The sequence below is a fragment of the Pseudoalteromonas sp. KS88 genome, from assembly GCF_004766475.1.
Classification (GTDB): Bacteria; Pseudomonadota; Gammaproteobacteria; order Enterobacterales; family Alteromonadaceae; genus Pseudoalteromonas.
The window spans coordinates 1-1,886 of record NZ_PYHV01000056.1 but is presented as its reverse complement, the minus strand read 5'-3'; the positions used below and the strand labels follow the sequence as shown (position 1 = coordinate 1,886).

The window sequence follows — 1,886 nt, the reverse complement described above, 5'->3', positions numbered from 1 at the left end:
CAAAGGGGAGTCCATGTAGCCCTGTTAATGGGCAAAATACAGCTGGCTAAAATGTTGAGGAACGAAAACAGCCAACTGTATTTTGTCCTTGTTAAACAGCTTGTTATATGCACTATGCTAGCTATTTAATACCATCTTTTTTTAGCGAATTGTTGAACCGTAAACACATTAGAATTATTGGAACCTGTAAAAAAGCAAAACAATACGCAAAAGCTTTTAACGCAACAGTGTAATCGTAATTAACAAGTTGCAATAAACCTAATAAAACACAAACACAGGCAAAAAATACTTCCATGCGAATAGCATAAAATTTTAGGAGTTTAAATCTATCGCTCATAGTACCTGTGCGCAAAACGCCCCGCTAATGGGCAAATAATTGTTGGCTAAAATAGGCGACGCAGGAGCAAAAGCCAACTGTTATTTGTCCTGTTAAGCGCCTTGTTAGCAGTACTTTGCCATATGACTATCAAATTGCTCTGCTAGTTTTAAATACTCATCAACCCAGCCATTTTCCATTGCTATTTCTTGTAATGGTGCTGTTGGTAAGAACAAGTAATTGAGTTTACTCACATTCACTTTGCCTGAACTCTTTAGCAAATGTAATTGCTTATTTATTATTTGTACTGTTTCTTCGACTTCCATATCTGACCATATAGAGTCTTCTGACTTTGCGAGGTACGATAAAATTTGTTCCAATATTTGAGTTAATGGAACCCTAGCATCTCGTCTAATTTTTCGTTTAAATATCAGATTCCAGAGAAAATTCATCTTGTACTGCTAACGCCTCAATCAGAGGCAAATAATAGTTGGTTAAAATTAGCGACGCAGGAGCAAAACCAACGGTTATTTGTCCTGTTGAATTGACTTGTTAGTGTGTTCCTGCTCATTTTTTTTAATATTTTCTTTATGCTTTAACATATTAAGCTCATGCAGCTTATTAAAAATAAGTCTGTAATTTACGTAACTACCAGCAAATATTGCTGCAAATAAAACAGGAATAGTAGTAAGAACGCCTTTTAAATCACCAACCGTATCACGAGATTTTGATAGAGAAAGAAATATCTCTGAAGCACCACGCAAACCATTACCTGAATTCGGCTCGGTCGATCCTTCATCAATCAACGACAACATTGTTCGAGACAAAATCTCACAAATTGATTGAAAAAAATCGGGCATTAAAACATAGATAGAGAACAAGACGATAAAAAATATTGAGGTATTAATCGCGCCAAGCATAGCACCAGCTTTCGCTTCGTATGACTTAACGTCTTTCTCAATTGATTCAATCATATAAATTTAACACTCGATCCTTAATGAACACACTAACGCCCACTTAAGCGGACAAAAATTGTTGGCTATAATGTGGAGCGGAGCGAAACGTAGCCAACTGTTTTTGTTCCGTTTAAAGTGCTTGTTAGGCGCTACTTACTAAACTCTGATTTGATTAATTTTCCAGAGAGTATATCGATCAACGCAAAATAACCTGCAAAATTATTTACAGCAATAGTATTACCTTTTGTTTCCTCTCGGAGAATATGCGTATATGCATCATTAGTGTGGTTTGTTGCATTTTCGGCTACCCAAACTACTTCACCAACTTGATCAATACAGCACATATTATTTGCAACTGAGTTGCTATTAAACTCCATATAATCATAAACAATGAATGCATTATCTCCGATTTCCTCAGCATCTAAAATAGAATGAGGAAGTTCAAAACTCTTCCCTTTAAACTCTAATACATTGCTTTGAAAGTGAATCATCATGTACGCCTAACACCCTAATAAGGGGCAATTACTCGTTGGCGAAAATGGCGCAGCCGCCAACGAGTAATTGTCCCAGTGACCGCAGGGAACGAGCTTGATTTGCTTGTATGGATAATAAAC

The 1,886-nt window shown here is 36.5% G+C and carries 3 protein-coding genes; all 3 read right to left on the bottom strand.

Annotation, left to right across the window (positions count from 1 at the left end; genetic code table 11):
* Nucleotides 1–441: 441 nt before the first annotated feature.
* The 3 genes from C7Y70_RS20465 to C7Y70_RS20455 all read right to left on the bottom strand — a co-directional run bounded on the left by C7Y70_RS20465 (nucleotide 442) and on the right by C7Y70_RS20455 (nucleotide 1,766).
* Nucleotides 442–768 carry a hypothetical protein gene (locus tag C7Y70_RS20465; RefSeq protein WP_135476872.1) on the bottom strand — a complete coding sequence of 109 codons (327 nt, stop codon included), beginning with the start codon at nucleotides 766–768 and terminating at the stop codon, nucleotides 442–444.
* 75 nt (nucleotides 769–843) lie between these two features.
* Complete coding sequence (locus tag C7Y70_RS20460) at nucleotides 844–1,290, bottom strand: hypothetical protein (RefSeq protein WP_135476870.1); 447 nt, start codon at nucleotides 1,288–1,290, stop codon at nucleotides 844–846.
* Between the two features lie 131 nt (nucleotides 1,291–1,421).
* Nucleotides 1,422–1,766, bottom strand: a complete 345-nt coding sequence (locus C7Y70_RS20455; RefSeq protein WP_135476868.1) for a hypothetical protein — start codon at nucleotides 1,764–1,766, stop codon at nucleotides 1,422–1,424.
* Between the last annotated feature and the right edge of the window lie 120 nt (nucleotides 1,767–1,886).